The sequence below is a fragment of the Colwellia sp. BRX8-9 genome, from assembly GCF_014077245.1.
Classification (GTDB): Bacteria; Pseudomonadota; Gammaproteobacteria; order Enterobacterales; family Alteromonadaceae; genus Colwellia_A.
Map to the genome: position 1 here is coordinate 39,241 of NZ_JACGVN010000002.1, position 18,564 is coordinate 57,804.

18 protein-coding genes are annotated in these 18,564 nt (G+C 38.6%); 9 read left to right on the forward strand and 9 right to left on the reverse strand.

Annotated elements, in window-relative coordinates:
- Positions 1-2 precede the first annotated feature (2 nt).
- On the forward strand, positions 3-1,862 hold the full coding sequence (locus tag H4J70_RS01855) for a methyl-accepting chemotaxis protein (protein WP_182222522.1): 1,860 nt from the start codon (positions 3-5) through the stop codon (positions 1,860-1,862).
- Positions 1,863-1,991: 129 nt separating this feature from the next.
- On the opposite strand, the gene H4J70_RS01860 is transcribed toward H4J70_RS01855, so the two are convergent.
- The 5 genes from H4J70_RS01860 to priA form a co-directional block, all read right to left on the reverse strand.
- Complete coding sequence (locus H4J70_RS01860) at positions 1,992-2,357, reverse strand: gamma-butyrobetaine hydroxylase-like domain-containing protein (protein ID WP_182250549.1); 366 nt, start codon at positions 2,355-2,357, stop codon at positions 1,992-1,994.
- A gap of 59 nt (positions 2,358-2,416) precedes the next feature.
- Positions 2,417-3,745 (reverse strand): HslU--HslV peptidase ATPase subunit, encoded by a 1,329-nt coding sequence (gene hslU / locus H4J70_RS01865; protein WP_070375003.1) that lies wholly within the window; start codon positions 3,743-3,745, stop codon positions 2,417-2,419.
- Positions 3,746-3,806: 61 nt separating this feature from the next.
- Complete coding sequence (gene hslV, locus H4J70_RS01870) at positions 3,807-4,325, reverse strand: ATP-dependent protease subunit HslV (RefSeq protein WP_070375002.1); 519 nt, start codon at positions 4,323-4,325, stop codon at positions 3,807-3,809.
- Positions 4,326-4,458: 133 nt separating this feature from the next.
- Positions 4,459-5,013 (reverse strand): SPOR domain-containing protein, encoded by a 555-nt coding sequence (locus tag H4J70_RS01875; protein ID WP_182229894.1) that lies wholly within the window; start codon positions 5,011-5,013, stop codon positions 4,459-4,461.
- A 103-nt stretch (positions 5,014-5,116) separates the two neighbouring features.
- Positions 5,117-7,333 (reverse strand): primosomal protein N', encoded by a 2,217-nt coding sequence (gene priA, locus H4J70_RS01880; RefSeq protein WP_182229895.1) that lies wholly within the window; start codon positions 7,331-7,333, stop codon positions 5,117-5,119.
- 255 nt (positions 7,334-7,588) lie between these two features.
- Between priA and rpmE the strand changes: the two genes are divergently transcribed.
- From rpmE to alr, 6 genes are all read left to right on the forward strand, one after another.
- Positions 7,589-7,801: a 50S ribosomal protein L31 gene (gene rpmE, locus H4J70_RS01885; RefSeq protein ID WP_070374999.1), complete on the forward strand. Its 213-nt coding sequence runs from the start codon at positions 7,589-7,591 to the stop codon at positions 7,799-7,801.
- Positions 7,802-8,042: 241 nt separating this feature from the next.
- On the forward strand, positions 8,043-8,579 hold the full coding sequence (locus H4J70_RS01890) for an RNA polymerase sigma factor (RefSeq protein ID WP_182222548.1): 537 nt from the start codon (positions 8,043-8,045) through the stop codon (positions 8,577-8,579).
- A complete protein-coding gene (locus H4J70_RS01895; RefSeq protein WP_182222525.1) occupies positions 8,576-9,112 on the forward strand; it encodes a hypothetical protein in 537 nt (178 codons plus the stop codon). The genes H4J70_RS01890 and H4J70_RS01895 overlap by 4 nt, the downstream gene beginning before the upstream one ends.
- Before the next feature lie 24 nt (positions 9,113-9,136).
- Positions 9,137-10,087 (forward strand): DUF4097 family beta strand repeat-containing protein, encoded by a 951-nt coding sequence (locus H4J70_RS01900; protein WP_182222526.1) that lies wholly within the window; start codon positions 9,137-9,139, stop codon positions 10,085-10,087.
- Between the two features lie 138 nt (positions 10,088-10,225).
- Positions 10,226-11,644 (forward strand): replicative DNA helicase, encoded by a 1,419-nt coding sequence (gene dnaB / locus H4J70_RS01905; protein ID WP_070374997.1) that lies wholly within the window; start codon positions 10,226-10,228, stop codon positions 11,642-11,644.
- Positions 11,644-12,822, forward strand: a complete 1,179-nt coding sequence (gene alr, locus H4J70_RS01910; protein ID WP_182250550.1) for an alanine racemase — start codon at positions 11,644-11,646, stop codon at positions 12,820-12,822. Before dnaB ends, alr begins: the two co-directional genes overlap by 1 nt.
- 210 nt (positions 12,823-13,032) lie before the next feature.
- Here the strand turns inward: alr and H4J70_RS01915 are convergent, their stop codons facing one another.
- From H4J70_RS01915 to zur, 4 genes are all read right to left on the reverse strand, one after another.
- Positions 13,033-13,497, reverse strand: coding sequence for a chemotaxis protein CheX (locus H4J70_RS01915; RefSeq protein ID WP_070374995.1), 465 nt, complete (start codon positions 13,495-13,497; stop codon positions 13,033-13,035).
- A gap of 75 nt (positions 13,498-13,572) precedes the next feature.
- Entirely contained in the window at positions 13,573-14,088 is a 516-nt protein-coding gene (locus tag H4J70_RS01920; RefSeq protein WP_182250551.1) for a DUF6702 family protein, read from the reverse strand.
- Positions 14,088-16,439 carry a M1 family metallopeptidase gene (locus H4J70_RS01925; protein WP_070374993.1) on the reverse strand — a complete coding sequence of 784 codons (2,352 nt, stop codon included), beginning with the start codon at positions 16,437-16,439 and terminating at the stop codon, positions 14,088-14,090. The genes H4J70_RS01920 and H4J70_RS01925 overlap by 1 nt, the downstream gene beginning before the upstream one ends.
- Before the next feature lie 161 nt (positions 16,440-16,600).
- On the reverse strand, positions 16,601-17,038 hold the full coding sequence (gene zur / locus H4J70_RS01930) for a zinc uptake transcriptional repressor Zur (RefSeq protein WP_070374992.1): 438 nt from the start codon (positions 17,036-17,038) through the stop codon (positions 16,601-16,603).
- A gap of 284 nt (positions 17,039-17,322) precedes the next feature.
- Between zur and H4J70_RS01935 the strand changes: the two genes are divergently transcribed.
- Both H4J70_RS01935 and H4J70_RS01940 read left to right on the forward strand, forming a co-directional pair.
- On the forward strand, positions 17,323-18,123 hold the full coding sequence (locus H4J70_RS01935) for an enoyl-CoA hydratase-related protein (RefSeq protein WP_182250552.1): 801 nt from the start codon (positions 17,323-17,325) through the stop codon (positions 18,121-18,123).
- 283 nt (positions 18,124-18,406) lie between these two features.
- Positions 18,407-18,562 carry a hypothetical protein gene (locus H4J70_RS01940; protein ID WP_182214746.1) on the forward strand — a complete coding sequence of 52 codons (156 nt, stop codon included), beginning with the start codon at positions 18,407-18,409 and terminating at the stop codon, positions 18,560-18,562.
- Positions 18,563-18,564: the final 2 nt, after the last annotated feature.

Sequence of the window (18,564 nt, forward strand, 5' to 3'; positions counted from 1 at the left end):
TTATGCTAATCAAGCACAAGCTTATTGCTAACACCGGTATTTTGGTTTTATCAATGGTCTTTATGTTGGGCTTACTTAATTTTACTATGTCGTCTTTGGAAACTGATATAAAAATTGCTCGAGAAATTGGCAATATCGAAACCGAAATTTTACAGTTGCGTCGTAATGAAAAGGATTTTTTAGCTAGAAAAGATATCAAGTATTTTGAGGCGTTTAGTGAAAATTATGCTGAGCTTATAAGAAATATTGGTTCACTTGAGCAAGCTTACGAAACGATAGGCAAAGACCTTCCTGAATTAAATAAGCTTCGCGCTGTGCTAAATGATTATCAACAGTTCTTTAAAGACTTAGTTGATGCACAAAAAGATCTTGGTTTATCTTCAACCGACGGTCTATACGGCTCATTAAGATCTGCTGTTCATGTAGTTGAAGAGTCGATTGGTAATAGTGACTATAAATTGCTGAGCAATATGCTACAACTTAGACGCAATGAGAAAGACTTTATGTTACGTCTTGATGCGAAATACGTCGACCGTTGGAATAATAATGCCAGTTCTTTTGTTCAAGACATAAACGTAAGCGATTTATCCAGTGATGCTAAATCACAAGCTATTGATAATATCTCTCTCTATGAACAAGCATTTACAGACTTTGTTGCCGGACAAAAACGGCTTGGTTTCACCGCTAAAGAAGGTTTAAAAGGTGATATGCGCAACGCTGTTCATCAAGTGGATGAAATTTTAGATAAACTTGTTTTACTGAGTAAAAATGAGGTTGTTGAGCACACCAAATTTGTTGACTTGGTTGCCTACAGTGTCTTTTTTAGCATATTACTTATTGCCATCAGTTTTGCCTTTTTTGTTAGTAGAAGTATTTTATTAAGCATAAATCAACTAAACGAGACCATGAAAAAAGTGGCCGATACTCAGGATTTATCGTTGACCGTATCTACTCACAGTGATGATGAACTCGGCGAAATGGCCACTATTTTTAATAATATGCTGGGTAAGTTTAGAAACTTAATTACGGCCGTTAACCTTTCTGTTGATACTGTGCACGAAGCAACAGATAGTTTATCAAAAAATATTCACCTTGCTAATGCCGGAGTCGACTCACAAATTCAACAAACGGATATGGTCGCTACCGCGGTGACTCAAATGGTTGCGACCGTTGATGAAATTGCTAATAATACCAATGCCGCTGCGAGTAAAGCTGAAGCAACCAATAATAATGCGATTAGTGGTAAAGAAGGGGTTGAGCAAACTATTGCGAAAATTGATGAGCTTTCTGAAAAGTTAAGAGAGTCAGAAAATATAGTGCACGAACTTGCTAAAGATAGCGATACTATTGGTTCAGTATTAGATGTTATTCGAGGCATAGCAGAGCAAACAAACTTACTGGCGTTAAATGCGGCTATCGAAGCTGCCAGGGCGGGTGAACAAGGGCGTGGCTTTGCTGTGGTTGCTGATGAAGTTAGAACGTTAGCCAGTCGGACTCAAGATTCGACACAAGAAATTGAAACGATTATTAGTTCATTACAAGGACGAACCAAAGAAATTGTTTCTCATATGGCTATTTGCCGAACACAAGGCCAAGACAGCGCAGACCAAGCAAGCTCAGCGGGTAAAATGCTAGAAGAAATAACCTATGATGTTTCAACCATCATGGAAATGAATACAGCTATAGCATCAGCCATTCAAGAGCAAAGTACGGTCGCTTCTGAAGTTAATCAACATGTGGTTGAAATAAGAGACGTCGCCGAACAAGCCGGGCTAATATCTCATCAAAATGCACAAATGAGTGAAGAGTTATCTCAGCAAGCGGCAGTGTTGAATAATGAAGTGAGTCAGTTTAAAGTTTAGAAATATACTTTTCTCTTGAAGATACCGAACAGGTGTTTTCAAGAGAAAACGTTATCTCTGTCTAGTTATTACTAGGCAAAATTCGCTAAATAAAAACCATCTTGAATGTTCGTGTTAACTTATTCTATTTTATTTCACTTCAACAAAACTAATCGACGCTTCTCTATTTTGGCTTGTGGTTAAACTTGAACAATAGCTTTGCCAATTAATGTCGTAATTATCAAAGAGATTTTTGAATGTTTGGTCAGTGAAAATAGCGCCGTGCTTGTCATCAAATACTAAGCGGTGGCCATGCTTACCTAGCGGTTCAATATCAGTTAATAGCACGTCTTTTTTATGAAACACTTCTGGTATTTTAACGCCATTTTTAGCTTTCGTTTCTACGGGAGAAAATACTCTTAGGTATTCAAAGGAGAAAATAAGTTGAAGGTTACTATCAAAATTAAGGGTTAATTTTTTTTGCTTGCGATCAAGCGTAAACTGAATGATTTTCATTAATTCCTGCGCTTATATTGGCTAAAAGAGTAGGAAGTTAACTTCCTACTCTTTTCTTTCTATAGAATAAAACGGCTTAAATCTTCATTTTTAACTAATTCAGAAATAGTGTCATCTACGTATTTTTGATCAATTATAATGACTTCCCCAGCACGCTTATCAGCATTAAATGATAGGTCTTCGATTAAACGTTCCATCATAGTATGTAAGCGTCTTGCGCCAATGTTTTCTGTACTTTCATTAACTTGCCATGCGGCATTAGCGATTGCCTGAATACCATCTTCACTAAAAGAAACATGTACACCTTCTGTTGCCAACAAAGCAATATACTGTTCAGTTAATGATGCGTTTGGTTCAGTCAAAATTCTAACAAAATCATGGGTAGTTAGCGCTTGTAACTCGACACGAATTGGTAATCGACCTTGCAATTCAGGGATCAAATCAGATGGTTTTGCCATCTGGAATGCGCCTGAAGCAATAAATAAAATATGGTCTGTTTTAATCATGCCATGCTTAGTGCTTACTGTTGAGCCCTCAATCAGTGGGAGTAAGTCTCTTTGTACCCCTTCGCGAGAAACATCAGGACCTGAGCTATCACCACGCTTACAAATCTTGTCAATTTCATCGATAAAAACGATGCCATTTTGCTCTACTGCATAAATAGCCTTTTCTTTGATATCGTCATTGTTAACAATTTTGGCGGCTTCTTCTTCTTGCAACGCTTTAAAAGCATCTTTAATTTTTAATTTACGCTTGCTGGTTTTTTCATTAGACATGCCCTGAAACATATTTTGCAGCTGCGAAGTCATCTCTTCCATACCAGGAGGAGCCATTATTTCAACCCCCATTTGTGGGGCAGCTAAATCTAATTCTATTTCTTTATCATCAAGTTGACCTTCACGAAACTTTTTGCGAAAAGCTTGACGAGTACTGCTATTATCCGTAGCTCCATCAGCGCCAAAACCGTCTCGTGGTGGTGGCAATAAGATATCTAAAATTCGTTCTTCAGCGGCTTCTTCGGCGATATGTTTTACCCGAGCCATTTCTTGCTCTTTGGTCATTTTTATTGCCATATCAGCCAAGTCACGAATGATCGTTTCGACTTCTTTACCAACATAACCGACTTCGGTAAATTTAGTTGCTTCAACTTTAATAAAAGGAGCGTTGGCAAGTTTGGCTAGACGCCTTGCTATTTCTGTTTTACCAACCCCCGTTGGACCAATCATTAGAATGTTTTTAGGGGTAACTTCGGTGCGTAACTCTTCGTTTAACTGCATTCTGCGCCAGCGATTTCTTAAGGCGATGGCTACAGCACGTTTGGCATCACTTTGACCAATAATGTGGCTGTCTAATTCACTGACTATTTCACGTGGTGTCATATTCGACATGATAATTCCTTAAGCATTTTACTTATTTGATACACTTACTAAGCGAGACGAAAGTTGAGCTTTATAACTCGTCAATCGTATGTTGATGATTGGTGAATACACAAATGTCGCCAGCGATTTTTAACGACTTTTCAACAATTTCAATCGCAGAAAGCTCGGTATTCTCTAACAGTGCAGTTGCTGCCGACTGTGCAAAGTTACCACCACTACCGATAGCAATTAAGTCATTCTCTGGTTGTATAACATCGCCATTGCCGGTGATGATTAATGAAGCTGTTTCGTCTGCAACAGCAAGTAAAGCCTCTAATTTTCTTAAGGCGCGGTCACTTCGCCAATCTTTAGCAAGCTCAACAGCGGCTTTAGTTAAATGGCCTTGGTGTTGTTCAAGTTTACTTTCAAAGCGCTCAAATAAAGTAAAAGCATCAGCAGTGCCGCCAGCAAAACCAGCAAGGACCTTGCCGTTATATAAACGACGAACTTTGCGAGCATTACCTTTCATTACGGTATTTCCAAGCGATACTTGGCCATCACCACCAATTGCTACTTTGCCATTACGTCTTACGGATACGATAGTTGTCACAATTAACCTCAAATATTTATTTATATCTATGAAGAATAGATAAGGCTAATTATGACTTTTTCAAGGAGGGAGCTAGATAAATGTGTCTATTATGTCAATCGGACTAACTTATTGTTCACTAATCCGTTGGATTTTATTTCCAAAGCCAAATTTGGCAGCCATTAACATTATTACTTTTTAGCTTATGTTTGTCTTTTTCTGCTTCACGTTTACGCTCATAAGGACCTAAAAACACTTTGTAATAAATTCCGTTTTTACCTTTAGATTCACTTATTTGAGCCGTTAAGCCAGTAAAGGCAATATTGGCTTTTAATACTTCGGCTTGTCTCATCGTTCTAAACGACGCGCACTGCATCTTATACGGTCCTTTATCCTTAACTTCATATTTACCCACTTCAACTTCTTTACTCTTTAGGTTGTCAACATATGCCCATATCTCTTTTGGTGGAGCGGGTAATGCTTTTTCTTTTACAGCTTGTGGGGCTTCTTTTACTATTTTCACGGGAGAGATTTGCGGTTTATTGTCTTTTATTGACCATAATCCATAAATAAAACCACCGATCAATAACATGACTAAAAAGAGTAAAAGCTTAAATTTTAAGGTGAAGGTTGGTTTAGGCGCTACCTTGCCTTTATAGGGACTTTTCTTTTTGTTTTGTGCGCGGGAAACGTAATCTTGATGAGCCATGAAATAATAATATACCGGTAAACGTCGGGTAATTCTAACCAACTGGTAAGGAAATGACACTAGTTTAAAAAGAAAATTGTAACAGAAGGCTTATTACTTAAAGTTACCAACTTAAATCAAGTGGATCAACATCTACTGTCCAGCGTACTTTTTTCTGCCATTCATTCTGAGAAATAGCGTTAATCAGCTGATAAATAGCAAGATGAAGTTGCTTGCGTGATTTAGCTTGTACAATTAAATGATAGCGATATTTACCTGCTTTTTTTTCCATCGCAGCTGGCACCGGACCGGCAAATTGGCAGCCATCAAAAGTAAATTCGGTTAATGCACTGAGAAATTTTTCAGGATAAGAAGGATAGTTAGCTTCTGCCCGAAAAAGTGCTTGATAACTAAACGGTGGTAATAAGGCCTGTTTGCGCTCAGTTAACGCATATTTAGCAAAGTGTGGGTAACCGTTGTTGACTAAATCTTGCAGTAATGGATGTTCAGGGAAGTTGGTTTGTACTAATACTTTTCCGGGCTTACTTTCTCGACCTGCACGGCCAGCAACTTGCACTAATAATTGTGCCATGTGCTCGGCGGCACGAAAGTCAAAACTAAAGAGTGCACCATCAACGTCTAACACTGCAACCAGTGTTACATCAGGGAAGTGATGCCCCTTCGCCAACATTTGTGTACCAATCAGTAACTGATGTTTTTTATCACTGACTTCTTGTAATAATTTTGCCAATTCGCCTTTTTTACGAGTACTGTCGCGATCGATTCTTACGGTACTATAGTCAGCAAAAAGTTCGCCGATGCGCTCTTCTAATTGTTCTGTACCTTGTCCCATAGGTTTAATACGAACACTTCCGCAACTAGGACACTGGTATGGGATACGCTTTTGACTACTACAGTGGTGACAAATTAATAATTTTTTTCCTTGGTGCAAAGTATAAGGTTTATTACAACGCTGACAATCGGCTACCCAGTGACACTCTTGACAATTAATCGCTGGCGCATAACCACGGCGATTTAAAAATATTAAGGCTTGTTCACCGCGTTTAAGTGTTGTTTCAATCGCCTTTTTTAACGTACCTGATAAGCCATGTTCCATTTGCTGTTGGGCAACATTAATAAGACTGATTTTGGCTTGAGTACTTTGACCGGGTCTTTTAGTTAATTGATGATATTGATATTTACCCGACAATGCATTTTGTAGCGTTTCTAAACTAGGCGTGGCACTACCGAGTACAATAGGAATATTTAACTGACCCGCGCGTAAAATAGCAATGTCGCGCGCGTGATAACGAAAACTGTCTTGTTGTTTAAAAGAGCCATCGTGCTCTTCATCAACAATAATTAAACCTAAATGATGTAGCGGCGCAAAAACAGCTGAACGCGTGCCAATAATTATTGCGGCGGTGCCCCGTTGTGCAGCCAGCCAAGTTTGTAAACGTTCTTTGTCGTTTAATCCTGAGTGGTGCAAACAAATAGGTAAATTAAAGCGTTGTTCAAACCGACTGAGCATTTGTGGTGTTAGACCAATTTCAGGCACTAATACCAGTACTTGTTTATTGGCGGCGAGAGTTTTTTCCATCGCTTGTAAATAAACTTCGGTTTTACCACTACCGGTGACACCGTCTACTAAATGACAAGAAAACTGCTCAAAGGACGCTTTCACCGCTGAGACAATAACCGCTTGTTCAACGGTTAAGGTTAGCTTTTCACTCTCAGCTAAAGCGTCTTGGTGATAGACAAAGGTTTCAGCTTTTTGTTGCCTTTCTTCAATTAACTTTTTCTTTTCAAGCGTATTTAATTGTGCTTTTGTATAGCCTAATGTTCTAATTTCTGCCCAAGTTAGCCCTGGGTGGGTTTTAATGACATTATACAGTTCGGCTTGTTTTGGGGCTCGCTTAACTATTTTTTCTAATACCAGCTTTTCTTCACTGTCTTGCTCAAGCAAGAAACAATGCCAAGTGGTCGCTAAATCAATAGTAGGTTGCTCAATTTGACGAAGCAACACGGGAAGAGCCAGTTGTAGTACGTCTCCAATCGGGTGATGATAATAATCAGCACAGCGCAGTAAAAACTTTAACAGCGCGGGAGGAAAACGAAAGTTGTCATTGACTAAGCCAATAATCGGCTTAAGTTTTTTGTCGTCAATATCGCAGACTTCACTGGTACTTATAATAATACCAATAACTTCTCTATGACTAAAAGGTACGATCACTCGTGCGCCTATTTGAATCTCGTCACTACTGATGCTTTTTGGCACGATATAAGTAAATAACTGACGCATAGGTACAGGAATAGCGACTTGAATATAACTAACCTGCATAACGAGTACTTTTTTGACGATAATTAAGCTTATTCTGCCGACTTGTTGTTAATATGCCAAGTACGATTTTATAGAAAGTTTAACTTTAATCACCTTAACGGATTAATTGTTCATTTTTTAGCAATTAGTGTCATTAGGCTATTGCTAAGCATGTGTCGATGATTTAAAATTCGCCTCCATTATTTTTAACTCGTATGGTGCTTAGCAGCAATAATGACTGACTAAGTGGCGATACGGCCTTATACAGAGGTTTCTATGAAAGACGGTATTCATCCTAATTATGTTGAGTTCAAGGCAACTTGTTCTTGCGGTAACATCATCGTAACTCGTTCTACAGCGAAAAAAGATATTCACTTAGACGTATGTTCAGCTTGTCACCCATTTTACACGGGCAAACAAAAAGCTGCTGAGACCGGTGGTCGTGTTGATAAATTCAACAAACGTTTTGGTGCACTTAGTAGCAAGTAATTTTGCGCTAAAATCAAAATGTAAAAAAAAGCGTCGTAAGACGCTTTTTTTATGCCTAAAAATCCATTGAAATACCATTCAGCTTTGCTACGTTCTCAAAAAATATAATATTTTTCGCTTTTCTTTAAACCCTTTTCATAAATACTGTATCTTACTTTATAACGACACCATTATTGAGAGTTAACCTTTGGATAACCCGAAAGTTATTTACATTAAAAACTGTGCTGAACCGCCGACCACTATTGCTGAAAACCTTGCAAAAGAACGTGCGATTATTAGTCGAGCACAGCAGGGTGATCAGCAGGCTTTTTATCAACTTTATCAGCAGTATCATCGTAAAGTTTATGCTATTTGCTGGCGCATGCTTGCAGATAAAGATAGTGCAGAGGATGTTTGCCAAGAGGTTTTTGTACAACTATGGCAAAAGATAGCTAATTTTCGTGGTGAAAGTAAATTTTCTACTTGGTTACACAGTGTCACCAACAATATTGTACTTGGACACTTACGCAAACATAAAAACTGGTTGCAACGTATCTTTAGTATCGAAGATCAAACCATGGCAGATATTGCCGTAGAAATGCCAGATAGTGCGGGTCTAACCGAATTAGATAAACATATCGCTCGTTTACCTGAAAGAGCTCGCTTAGTTTTTGTGTTGTTCGCGGTTGAAGGTTACCGCCATGAAGAAATTGCAAATATGCTCGACATGGCAGTAGGTACTAGTAAAGCGCAATACCATAGAGCTAGAAATTTGTTAATGGAGTGGATCGAGATATGAATAAATTATTATCAGAGCAAGCTTTACAAAAAGCACTGGCAAAATTACCTGATGAAATGACACCACAACGTGATTTATGGGCTGGTATTGAACGGGCGATTGAAGTTAAAACACAAGACAAACCTGTCTTTGTATCACCGGTGAAAAAAGTGTTTATGCCTACAGCATGGGCGGCATCTTTAGTGCTCGCAGTATTGGCTACTTGGTTTTCTTTTTCGCCTCAATTTTCAGAACAGCCGCTGGATTTAGCGCAACACAATAACTCACCCCTGACCTTAGTAACTGCAATGCAAGAAAATTTTATGCACACCAAGCAATCGATGTTGATTAGCTTTGGCCAGCCTAAAATATCGGCCCTGCCAAAAGAAATTCAACAAGAGTTAATAAACCTAAGCTCAGCCCAAGCTACGATTGAAAAGGCTCTAAATGAAGACCCAAGTAATAATGATTTACTTAATTTATTACGTTGGACCCAAAAACAAGAATTAGATCTATTAAGCCAACTATACAGCCCTAAATGGCAGAGTATTTAAAGATAACACTATAAAGAGGTAGTTATGAGAGTTTTACAAAAAGTTATTCCGATGATGCTATTTTCAGCCGCTTGTTCAAGCTTTGCGGGTGAGCAGATAGACAAGTCATTACTGGTCAGTGATGTCAGTAGTGTAAATATTGAAAATTTACGCGGTAATATTACGGTTATTGGTTGGGATAAAAACACTATTTCGATAAAGGGAGAATTGGAAGACGACGCCGAAGGTTTACTCTTTAAGCAACAAGGATCGCGTGTAAAAATTAAGGTTGAGCTTGAAAATCATAACAACAACTTCTGGGGTAACAATGCTAAAGGCTCAGTATTAACGATTCATATGCCTAAAAACATTCGTGTCAGTTTTGAGGGGATTGCCAGTGATATTAATTTTGAGAACTTGCATGCCAGCGCCGAAGCAAAAACAGTAAGTGGTAACATCAAAGCGGTAAATTTGAGTGAACGCATTGAATTAATTTCAGTTAGTGGTGATATTAACAGTAGCAAATTATCAGGGAAAGTGAGTTTGTCGAGTGTTAGCGGTAATATTAAAGATCGTCAGTCACGTGGACGTTTAAGTTTGCGCGTGGTCAGTGGTGAAATTGACGCGCAATCAACAGCAAAAGAAGTGACGATCGAAAATGTCAGTGGCGATATTAACATAGGATTAAATGAGATTGACGAACTTACCGTTGCAAATGTCAGTGGCGATCTGTCAGCAACGTTATCGTTAAATGATGGTGGTGTCGTTAAGATGTCGAGTGTTAGTGGCGGTTTAGCATTAAAGCTACAGAAAAATGTTCAAGCAAGCTTCCGTTTATCAGCCAGTGCTGGTGGTCAGATCACTAATAAAATTACCACGCAAAAATCAAATAAAGCTAAGTATGGACCAAGCTCAAAATTAGACTTTGAAACCGGTAGTGCCAACGCGAACGTACGTGTAAATACGGTAAATGGCAATATTAGCGTCAGCAATTAATTTTTATGACTCTGGCATTGAAAATAGAACGAGTTAGGGCGCTTTCTGGCTCGTATTTATATTCTGTTTCAAAGTAAATTCTGCTAACCTACCAAAAGTTTTAATCTCGCATTTGCGATAGAGTTTTAGGGTATATAAATGGCAGAGCGCAAGCCAAATAAATTTTTCAAAGATAAAAAGTATTCTCAAGATAGTCAAATGAATGCTTTAAAAGTTCCACCTCATTCGCTTGAGGCAGAGCAATCTGTATTGGGCGGTTTATTGCTCGATAACGAGACGTGGGATCGTGTTGGCGAACGTGTTGTCGCTCAGGATTTTTATAGTCGTTCACATCGTATTACTTTTGAAACCATAGCTGCGTTAATTGAACTAGGCAACCCTGTTGATTTAATTACCTTATCTGAAGCTTTAGAAAACGAGCAACGACTTGAAGATGCTGGTGGCTTTGCTTACCTTGCCGAAATGATGAGGAATACACCCAGTGCGGCCAATATCACCGCTTATGCCGACATCGTTCGTGAACGTGCGGTTACTCGTGAAATGATCAGTGTGGCAAATGAAATTGCTGAAGCGGGTTATGATCCTCAAGGCCGTGCTAGTGCAGAGCTTCTCGATTTTGCTGAAACTAAAATATTTGCTATCGCGGAACAACGGGCTAACAAGTCCGAAGGGCCAGAAAACATTACCTCAGTACTAGAAAAAACAGTCGATCGTATTGAACAACTTTGTTCATCGCCAAATAATGGTGTTACCGGTGTTTCTAGTGGCTTTTCTGATTTAGATAAGATGACCGCTGGTTTTCAAAAGTCAGATCTTATTATCGTTGCTGCACGTCCATCAATGGGTAAAACTACCTTTGCGATGAACATCGCAGAAAACGCGGCGATGACTGAAGATAAACCCGCATTGATTTTTAGTTTAGAAATGCCTGCAGAACAACTGATGATGAGAATGCTAGCCTCATTAGGCCGTATTGACCAAACCAAAATTCGTACGGGGCAATTAGGTGACGAAGATTGGGCGCGTTTATCATCAACCATGGGGTTACTTATTGATAAAGGTAAGATGTTTATTGATGATGCCGCTGGTTTAACGCCAACCGATGTTCGCTCTCGTGCGCGCCGCATTGCCCGTGATCACGGTGGTATAAGTATGATCATGATCGATTACTTACAGTTGATGCGCGCGCCACAATTTGCTGATAACCGCACCTTAGAGATTGCCGAAATATCACGGTCATTAAAAGCATTAGCTAAAGAATTACAAGTGCCGGTTGTGGCACTGTCTCAGCTAAACCGTAGTTTGGAGCAACGTTCAGATAAACGGCCGATTAACTCGGATCTTCGTGAATCAGGCTCTATTGAGCAAGATGCCGATTTGATCATGTTTATCTATCGTGATGAGGTTTATCACGATGATTCAGAGTTTAAAGGTATGGCAGAAATTATTATTGGTAAACAACGTAACGGCCCTATTGGTCGTGTTCCGTTGACTTTCCAAGGACAGTTTTCTCGTTTTGATAATTATGCCGGCCCGCATGTATTAGATGAAGATTAATGGCATTAACGACCGCAACGGCAATTATTAATTTATCTGCGCTCAAGCACAACTTAGCGCAGATAAAATCACTTGCACCGACAGCAAAGGTGCTAGCCGTTTTAAAAGCTAATGCCTATGGCCATGGCCTTGAACGCATTGCGCACGCATTGTTTTCTGAGCAAGCTAAAATAAATGAACACGGTCATTCATCGATCACCGCTGATGCTATTGCCGTGGCAAGAATTGATGAAGCGCTGGCATTACGGTCTTCAGGTATTACTCAACCGATTGTCTTGCTCGAAGGTTTTTTTAATGCAAAAGACTTAGCGATACTTGCGGTCAATAATTTACAAACGGTTATTCATAACCATCAACAACTTGATGCTCTTTTATCGGCAACACTTCCTTCTCCGTTAAAGGTTTGGCTAAAAATCGATACCGGTATGCACCGTTTAGGCATAAATCCAGAGGAGTTTAGCCATTTTTATCAGCAATTAACGGACTCAGTAAACGTGCAAAAAAATATTGTGCTAATGAGTCACTTAGGTTGTGCTGATGATAAAAGCAATCAGGCGACTCGCCAACAAATATCACTCTTTGAAAAAGTAACGTCAGGCTGTAACGAAGAACGAACATTGGCAAACTCTGCCGGTATTTGTGCATGGCCAGCAAGCCATTACCAATGGCTTCGCCCCGGGTTATTATTATACGGGATTTCTCCTTTACCCTTTGAAACTAGCGCAGCAAATTTATCAACTTGTACGCCAGAGAGTGCTTTGCGCAATAAAGGTATAACCTTGGATGTTCTGCCAGTAATGACGCTGAAGTCAAGTTTGATCGCCGTACGTGAATTAGCCGCTGGCGAATCAGTCGGTTACGGTAATGCTTGGACAAGTGAGCAAAATACTATTATTGGTGTTGTTGCCATTGGTTACGGTGATGGTTACCCTCGGCATGCTAAAAATGGCACACCTGTTTTGGTCAATGGACGAAGGGTTCCTTTGGTAGGGAGAGTATCAATGGATATGATCACTGTTGATTTAGGGATAAATGCACAAGAACAGGTTGGCGATGTTGTGACTTTGTGGGGAGAGCAATTATCTGTTGCCGAAATAGCGCTATGTGCAACTACCATTCCCTATGAGCTCTTATGTAATATTACTCGCCGTGTACAAATCACCTTGTCAGCGCAGTAAAGGTCTTTTTTAAATACTAAGTAAACTATTCATCTTCTTGGTAAAGTCGCCAAAAATGCATTTACAGCGCACTCAACCGCCACTATTTATTATAATGTCATTAATTGTCAGTTGTTATTGAGTCAATAAACTAAATATAGCGTAAAAAATAAAAAACCTCGTTTATTGCTAAACGAGGTTTTGGTCTATGACTACAAATTACTTAATTCACTATTTATCGAAACTGAACTCAATAAAAGCTTTACCAAATTCAGAATTTAACGGAATAATAATGATAGGGCCATCGGCTTTGTGGTGAATCGTATGGTTTTGACCAGAAACAACCATAGGCGTTGCCATGTCAAATTCAAAGCCTTTTTCGCTCAGCATACGCTTAGCGCCACCGGTGACCATATTAGTAATTTCACCGACTAAATCGGTGATTTCTTCATTGATTTCGTCAGGACCTTCGCCAACCATTTTTTTCATGGTGGCCAGTGCTAACTTTCCTTCAAAAGTAATTGATAGTGAGCCTTTTGTTTGAGCGCTCACCATACCAATTAAACCAGAAACATCGCCCATAGCAACTTCATTTTTTTTCAAACGAGGTTTTTCAGGTACTAATTCCATTTGTGCCATAGTAGACATTACATTGAGCATTGAAGATAAAAAAGGGTTAATAAACTCTACATTCATGAATGTTTCCCAAGGGCTTAGTTATACTAGTCATTTTATTTTGCATGTTAATTTAGCAAATGTAAATCGTTCCTACTAGTTATTGTTTTTTATTATCGCAATTTTAACTGATTTCGAAAAAGTTAAGCTGCCAATAATTGTTTCGTCTTTATAATTTACAGTATTTACTTGCTTAGGGTAAGTATCGATGAGTAAATCATTTTTTACCACTAATCCGGATAAAAAGTTTTCAAAATTAGCTTCTTGGTAAATATAAACATTACCTTTAGCGACTTCTAAACCTATCCAATTGAGCTTGATTGGCTGTTTTTTATTATCTTGAACATCAATAAGTTGGAAATGTGCTTCAACATAGTTTTGAATGAACTTTTCGTATTCAGGATGCTCAGCTGAAAAGCGTATTTGCAGTTGCTCAGCAATAGCATTATCAATATCGTGAGCCGTAAATTGATGAATAACTTCTATGTTATGGGTTCTTGGATTAACTGATAAATCAGTTAATCCAAAGAAGTATCGGTGGGCTGCGCTTGAAAGCGCAACGCCACACAATAAACAAAAAATAAAGCTTTTAAATAATGAGATTTTTGACATTATTTATCTTCTTCTTCCTTGTCTTCTTTTTCGTCATCAGCTGACTTTAATTTAACATTATAGTCACGCATCATGTCTTTTTTCTTACGTTTGTATAATTCAAAGCTTGATTTAATAGGGCGTGCTGGCCAGTAGTTATTGTTAACATCTACATCGGCTGTTTCCCAGTTTGGATCAATAGCGATAGCGGTAATCTCTTTATCAGTAATAAATAATTTAGAAACATTTTTACTGTTTTTACGCCAGATTTCTGCAGGAATATGTACTTGTTCTGTTGTTTTATCTGCAAAAGTTAATTGCACAATAATAGGCATGACCAAGCCACCCTTGTTTTCAAAATCAACGATGTAGAAATTTCTTTCATCAACAAGGAGATCTTTTTGCCATTGTTCTAACTTTTTATTTGCGCTGTTATAGGTATTACGTGCTTTATTGGTTGCCGTAAATTTATCATGCTCATTGTAAAAATCTAACAATTCAGGCTTGTCAGTTGTTCTAAGCCATTGGCCTTTATCACGAAGGTCACTAATAAATGTTGGCTTTTCACTCTCTAAGGCACGATTCCAAGCGGCTTCTGTATCAGGGTTTTGGCTATCAGGACGATATAAATGAATATTACCTAAAGCGATATCAACATGATCTGTTGTGTAGAACCAACCACGCCAGAACCAATCTAAATCAACGGCTGATGCATCTTCCATGGTGCGGAAAAAGTCTGAAGGTGTTGGGCGTTTAAACATCCAACGTTGTGCATATTCCTTAAAGGCAAAATCAAATAATTCGCGGCCCATAACGGTTTCACGTAAAATATTTAATGCTGTTGCTGGCTTACCATAGGCATTATTACCAAACTGAAGAATTGATTCAGAGTTGGTCATAATAGGTACCTGGTTGGTACTTTTCATGTAATTAGTAATGTCAGCAGCATGACCACGGCGTGAAGGATAACCTTCTTCCCATGCTTGTTGTGCTAAAAACTGTAGGAAAGTGTTTAAACCTTCATCCATCCAAGTCCATTGACGTTCATCAGAGTTAACGATCATTGGAAAGTAGTTATGACCCACTTCGTGAATAATTACTCCAACTAAGCCGTATTTAGTACCACGAGAGTAGGTTTTTTCACCTGTTTCTTTGTCAAGTGTTGGGCGAGGACCATTAAAAGTGATCATCGGATATTCCATGCCACCAACGGGTCCATTGACTGAAATTGATACTGGGTATGGGTAAGCAAAGGTGTATTTATTATACTGTTGCATGGTATGGATAATAGCTTCAGTTGAGTACTTTTCCCATAATGGATTACCTTCATTAGGGTAAAAAGACATCGCCATGGTATCGGTACCGCCTTCTTTATAACCTTGAGCGTCCCAAATAAATTTACGGCTTGATGCGAAAGCAAAATCACGAACATTTTTAGCTTTAAAATGCCAGGTTTTCGTTTTTGTTGAGCGAGATTTTTCGTTTTCAAGTGCTTCATCAACGGTAACGATAAGCACAGGTTTCTTTGCGTTTTTAGCTTGTTCTAAGCGTTTACGCTGTGTTTTTGTTAAGACCTTGCTTTCATTTTGTAACTCACCGGTAGCGGCAACAATATGATCAGCAGGAACGGTGATTTTAACGTCGTAATCACCAAATTCTAAAGTGAATTCGCCGTTACCTAAAAACTGCTTATTTTGCCAGCCCATAACGTCATAGTATGCTGCTGCGCGAGGAAACCAGCCAGCAAGTTCATACAAATAGTTATCGTCTTCTTTAAAGTATTCGTAACCCGAACGGCCACCTAACACTTTTTGTTCATGAAGCTTATAGTTCCACTTAATATTTAATTCAACATCATCGCCGGATTTTAATGCCTTAGGTAAGATAACGCGCATCATTGTGCCGTTAATCACATAGTCAAGAGCACTACCGTTTGATGCTGTAACTGCAGTAATCGTATTACCACCATCAAATTCAGTTGACTCGATAGCGCCACGCAATCCGCTATAAGTTATTTTTTTACTAGGAGCTGTAGCTGTTAAGCGATTATCAGAGTCACGTTTTAAGCGGTTTTGATCTAGCTGTATCCACAAGTAGCGTAAAGTGTCAGGTGAATTATTGGTATAACTCATTGTTTCGCTACCCGTTAAGGTTTGCGTTTTATCATCAAGTTGAATATTAATTTTATAATCAACTTGTTGTTGCCAATACTGGTGACCTGGTGCGCCTGATGCAGTTCTGTAAGTGTTGGGTGTTGGTAAAGATTCTTCTAATTGACGAAATTTATCGCTACTAATGGTGTTTTTCGCTATTGCGCTACCACTGGCAACAACAAATAAGCAAATTAACGCTGACTTGATTGAATATTTCATAGGCTTCCTGAATATTTTATAATATGGGCATGTTTAACCGTGTACTTATAGCATAAATAAGTTCACTGAGTTAAGGGGGAGGGTACTTCTTATGCGACCAATACCTCTAAATATGAGTTTAATGGGGGTGTTAAAGTTATTATTACTCCTGAATAATAACGCTATTTACTACAGCTTTGACAAGCACCATGCGCTTCAACAATTTGATGGCTAATGGTAAAGCCGGTTGCATCTGCCATCGAGCGTAAAGCTAAGTCTAAATTAGACGATTGAATTTCTTCAACATGTCCACAACGGTCACAAATAAGTAATTGCACGGGATGATTACATTCACTGAAATGATGGCACATCACAAAAGCATTTATAGACTCAATCTTATGAACAAAGCCCTGCTTACCAAGGAAATCTAAAGCACGATAGATGGTTGCTGGTTTTGCTGCTGGGTCAATTAGCTTTAATTCGTCAAGCAAATCATAAGCACCAATAGCACCGCTATGTCCGGTTAATAGTTTAAATACTTGTTCGCGAGCCAAAGTAAATCGTGCACCACGCTTCTTGCAAGACTCTTTTGCTTGTATTAATAATTCTTCTGCATTCATTATGAGTTAGGTACTTGCATGATTGGGTTATTTTTTAGAAGTTTAACACAGAGATTTTGATGATGTAATATGCTTGAAAGGTTAATTACTTAACCCTTTAAATTAAAAGCGTGTTGTTGGTACTCTCAACGTTTACGAAAATGTAATGTAATATTTGATAGCTGGCTAACAGCTAAGTACCAAGATAAATTCACTTTACTGGTTTAGCAATTTTATCTTGCCCTCTTCGATACCTACGTGTCATCTTTAATCAATAAGAATAAATTTTTTACTATGGACTGAACATGCCTGAATTTGAATATTTAGATTTAACGCTCCAAAATAATGTCTTACATTTACAACTTGCACGCCCGAATAAGGCGAACGCGATGAATAAAAAAATGTGGTTTGAAATTGGTGACGCTTATCGTTGGATAAATAACCAAAACGATATTCATGTCGTGGTATTGAGTGGCAAGGGGAAACAATTTTCATCGGGCGCCGATATCAACTTTTTATTAGACGTTATGGCGTCAACACAAGATTGCCAAAATGATAAAACAGCGCACTTGAGGGCTGAAATCATTAATATGCAACAAGCATTTTCAGCGATTGTTGATTGTTCTATTCCAACAATCGCAGCGGTCCATGGTGTATGTATCGGGGGGGCTGTTGATTTAATTTCGGCATGCGATATTCGTTTAGCGTCGATGCGGTCTTACTTTAGCATTTTGGAAACGCAATTAGGTATACCTGCAGATATGGGAACATTGCAACGCTTGCATTTTAATTTACCCGATGGCCGATTACGAGAATTAGCATACACTTCGGCTATTTTCTCAGGACGTCAGGCAAAAAAATGGGGCATGATTAATGATACCTATTTAACACGTAAGCGTTTAATGAAAGCTGCTTTCAGTTTAGCCAACCGCATTGCTTTATTACCTAATTATGCCGTAAAAGCGACAAAACGCAGTTTAAATGTAAATACCGATACTATTGTGGCTAATGGCTTAAGTGCCGTTGCCGACTTAAACGCAGTATTACTGCAGTCTCCACAAGCAATGTTGACAATGAAAGAGCTCAAACGAAAACTGAAAAAGTGATATGAAATTAAGTCATTTCAGTGAAATTATTTAAACGTTCTCCTCAATAAATATTTGTTGGCTTTAGCGCTATAGAGTTAATCTTTATATTTTACTAAAGAGTGTGCGTCGGGCACCTGCACTTGCTCAGGAAGGCCCGAGAAGAGACTTTGGGAAAATAATCATTAATTAAGCAGTATTCTCAGTAACGTTTGTCATCAAAGATTCATAAACTAACTCACTAAAAGCTATACCTTTTTCATTATTTAAGTCATAATTCATTGACATATAACAAGGAATGTTAATGATGAATGTCAATGAATTTGATCGAATGAATACCCTCTCTGAAAAAATCCTCAGCTCAACCGCATCTGTCCATGAAATAGCAGAATTTACTGTATTACTTAACCTATGGAAAAGCTCTGAAAAATTCAATTTAGTTATTGATTTACCGCAATAAAG